We start from the raw sequence: 4,032 nt of genomic DNA on the forward strand, positions 1-4,032 counted from the left end.
GGCGGGGAGAGGGCGGTGAAGCGCGGGCCTGACCGGAGGACGGACGGGCGCGGCGCGATGACGGTAAACTTGGCCGGGCTCAGCGCGGGTTCGCTCTGCTGGGCATTCGGGTGCCGGAGGCGGTGGACAGCGTGGCGCGCGTGGAAAGCGTGGCGCATGTGGTCCGCGGGAAGCACATTGCCTGCGGGAAGCGCGCTGCCGGCGGGAGACGGCGCGGCCGCACACCGCACCCGCACAAGGTCCCACATGCACGAGGAAGACAGAAGCGAGGTGGCTGCGTGTTCGCAGCAGAGGCGCACGTGACGATGGCGGATGCGCTGGACGGCCTGTCCCACATCCTCGACCCCCTGGGGGAGATGTTCTCCGCCCGCGGCTTCGAGCTCGCACTGGTGGGCGGATCCGTCCGCGACGCCCTGCTGGGCCGGGACATGCCGGACCTCGACTTCACCACCGATGCCCGTCCGGACGACATCCTCGCCCTCATCAGGTCCTGGGCGGATGCGCACTGGGAGATCGGGAAGCAGTTCGGCACCATCGGCCTGCGCAAGCGCGGCTACCTCATCGAGATCACCACCTACCGGGCCGAGCAGTACGATCCGGAGTCCCGCAAGCCCGTCGTCGCGTTCGGGGACTCCCTCGATGAGGACCTCGTCCGCCGGGACTTCACCATCGGCGCGATGGCCGTGCGCCTGCCCGGGCGTGTGTTCGTCGATCCGCACCACGGTCTGCGCGACATCGAATCCCGCGTCATCCGCACGCCCGGCACCCCGGAGGCGTCGTTCTCCGACGATCCCCTGCGCATGATGCGTGCGGCCCGCTTCGCCTCCCAGCTGGGCTTCGACGTGGCGCCCGAGGTGCGCGAGGCGATGACGGCGATGGCCGGGCGCATCGAGATCATCTCCGCGGAGCGGGTGAAGGAGGAGCTTACCAAGCTCATCTGCGGCGTCCGTCCGCGGGCGGGCGTGGAGCTGCTCGTGGACAGCGGGATCGCGGACGTGGTGCTGCCGGAGTTCGCCGCTCTCCGGGATCAGCAGGACGAGCACCACCGCCACAAGGACGTCTACGAGCACTCACTGACCGTGCTGGACCAGGCCGTGGAACTCGAGGCGGTCTATGCCCGCCGTGAGGCCGAGGCGCAGGCGGAGGGTGTGCGAACAGAGCCAACTCACGCAGTGCCCGCACAGACAGCCCCTACTCAGGCAGCCTCGGCACAGACAGCCCCGGCACAGGCACAGCGCACACCGGCAGAGCCCGCCGCCGAGGCCCCGGCCGCCCCGGCATTCCCGCTCACCTCCCCGGACTTCGTGGTCCGCTTCGCAGCTCTCATGCACGATGTGGGCAAGCCGCGCACCCGGCGGTTCGAGCCCGGGGGTGCTGTGACCTTCTACCACCACGACGTGGTGGGCGCGAAGATGACGGCGAAGCGGATGAAGGCGCTCACCTTCGACAAGGACACCACCAGGAAGGTCGCGCGGCTGGTGGAGCTGCACCTGCGGTTCTACGGCTACGGCGACGCCGGGTGGACGGACTCCGCCGTGCGCCGGTACGTCACGGACGCCGGTGAGCTGCTCAGCCGCCTGCACGTCCTCACGCGTGCGGACGTCACGACGCGCAACCAGCGCAAGGCCAAGCGCCTGGCGCGGAACTACGAGGACCTGGAACGCCGCATCGCGGAGCTCGCGGACAGGGAGCGGCTGGACTCCATCCGTCCGGAGCTGAATGGCGAGCAGATCATGGAGCTGCTGGGACTCACCCCGGGACCTCTGGTGGGGAAGGCCTACAAGTACCTGCTGGAGCTCCGGATGGAGGAGGGCGTGCTCGGTGAGGAGGAGGCCGCCCGCAGGCTCCGCGAATGGTTCGACAAGCAGGATTGAGGGCCTTCACACCGCCGTGTAACTGCGCGGAAACCTCCTGCTGATAGGTTTGTGTGCGGATTCGGCGTGCTGGGCGCGGCGGATCGGCCGCGAATTCGAAGGAGAACAGAATGGCCCCTACAGAGTCCGTGACTGAGCAGTTCCGTGCTGCACGCGATGTGCTGCTTGAACATCGCCTCGATGTGGAGCAGGCCCGCGCCGCCTTCAGCTGGCCGCGGTTCGAGGAGTTCAACTTCGGCTTGGACTGGTTCGACCCGCTCGCCGAGGGGAATGAGTCACCGGCCCTGTGGATCGTGGAGTCCGACGGCCGTGAGGGCAAGTGGTCCTACGACGAGCTCCGGCGCCGTTCCAACCAGGTCGCGAATCTGCTCCGCGCCGCCGGCGTGACCCGCGGCAGCCGCGTCATGGTCATGCTGGGCAACCAGGTGGAGCTGTGGGAGACCATGCTCGCGGGCATCAAGCTGGGAGCCGTCCTGCTGCCCACCACCACTCAGCTGGGGCCCGCGGATCTCGAGGACCGGGCAGTCCGCGGTGAGGCCGACGTGGTCGTCGCGGCGGCTGCGGACGCCGCGAAGTTCGACTCCGTGCAGCATCCGGTCGCCCGGATCATCGTGGGTCCGGAAGCGGCCGAGGCCGGCGCAGGGTCCCCGGAGGCGCCCGGCACAGCCCGGACGGCCTCGGGCGCGGAGGTGGCCGTGGTGGACTACGCCGCCGCGGACGGGCAGTCCGAGTCCTTCGTCCCCGAGGGGACCACCAAGGCGGACGATCTGCTGCTCCTCTACTTCACCTCGGGCACCACCTCGAAGGCGAAGATGGTCGCCCACACACACGTCTCCTACCCCGTGGGCCACATGTCGACGATGTACTGGATGGGTCTGGAGCCCGGCGACATCCACCTCAACATCGCCTCGCCCGGCTGGGCCAAGCACGCCTGGTCCAACATCTTCACGCCGTGGATCGCGGGTGCCTGCGTCTTCCTCTACAACTATGCGCGGTTCGATGCGCTCGCGCTCATGGACACGATGGACCGGGTGGGGGTGACGAGCTTCTGCGCGCCGCCCACCGTGTGGCGCATGCTCATCCAGGCGGATCTGCGGCACCTGCAGAACCCGCCGGCCAAGACTCTGGGCGCCGGCGAGCCGCTCAACCCGGAGGTCATCGCGATCGTGGAGCGGGAGTGGGGCGTGACGATCCGCGACGGCTTCGGCCAGACGGAGACCACGTTGCAGATCGGCAACCCGCCGGGACTCAGGGGCAAAGCGGGGGCCATGGGCGTGGCGATGCCCGGCTACGAGCCCGTGCTCATCGACCCCGCGACCGGTGAGGAGACCACGGAGGGCGAGATCTGCCTGCGGATCGATCCGCGCCCGGTGGGGCTGACCCTGGGGTACTGGGGGGATGAGGAGCGCACGGCCGAGGCCTTCGCCGACGGCGTGTATCACACCGGCGACGTCGCGACGCGGGACGAGGACGGCGTCTTCACGTACGTGGGCCGTGCCGATGACGTGTTCAAGGCCAGTGACTACCGGCTCTCGCCGTTCGAGCTGGAGAGCGTGCTGATCGAGCACGAGGCCGTGGCCGAGGCCGCCGTCGTCCCCTCCCCGGACCCTGTCAGGCTGGCCGTGCCCAAGGCCTATGTGGTGCTGCGCGGCGGGTTCGCGCCCTCTGCGGAGACAGCCGAGGACATCCTCCGCTTCTGCCGCGAGAACCTCGCGCCGTACAAGCGGATCCGCCGGATCGAGTTCACGGATCTGCCCAAGACCATCTCCGGCAAGATCCGGCGGGTGGAGCTGCGTGCGCGTGAGCGCGAGCTGCACGAGGGAGAGCCGATGCCGGAGAGCAGGGCCGCGGTGGGCGGCACCACCCCCGTCGCCGAGGCCCGGGAGTGGGCGGATACGGACTTCCCCTCGCTGAAGGGCTGAGCTGCGGGCGGTCATACGGAGTGCGCGTCCGGGACACCCGCCTCACCGGTATTCGGTGAGGCGGGGTTCAGAGCGCTCACAAACTGCGGTGCGAGAATAGGCCGGTCTCCTGCGGGGCCCCGGAGGTCGCGCCGCCCGTGCGAACATGGGATGCGGCGCTCGTCGCAGGAGCGCGAAGCAAGGGACGGTTCTCGTTCCGATACACGCCCGATGCGGAGGACTCCGTGACCCCACCC

The 4,032-nt window shown here is 69.5% G+C and carries 2 protein-coding genes; both read left to right on the forward strand.

The features are described 5' to 3' along the window. Positions 1–305: 305 nt before the first annotated feature. A complete protein-coding gene (locus Q0A33_RS11325; RefSeq protein ID WP_291796497.1) occupies positions 306–1,874 on the forward strand; it encodes an HDIG domain-containing metalloprotein in 1,569 nt (522 codons plus the stop codon). Between the two features lie 110 nt (positions 1,875–1,984). Continuing rightward, a complete protein-coding gene (locus Q0A33_RS11330) occupies positions 1,985–3,796 on the forward strand; it encodes an AMP-binding protein (protein ID WP_291796494.1) in 1,812 nt (603 codons plus the stop codon). The last annotated feature ends 236 nt before the right edge of the window (positions 3,797–4,032 follow it).

This window comes from Brevibacterium sp., from assembly GCF_022712115.1.
Classification (GTDB): domain Bacteria; phylum Actinomycetota; class Actinomycetes; order Actinomycetales; family Brevibacteriaceae; genus Brevibacterium; species Brevibacterium salitolerans.

Excerpts from the sequence above, each read along its gene's own strand:
- Q0A33_RS11330 (WP_291796494.1), top strand. The coding sequence starts at position 1,985 with ATGGCCCCTACAGAGTCCGTGACTGAGCAGTTCCGTGCTGCACGCGAT.
- Q0A33_RS11325 (WP_291796497.1), top strand. The coding sequence starts at position 306 with ATGGCGGATGCGCTGGACGGCCTGTCCCACATCCTCGACCCCCTGGGG.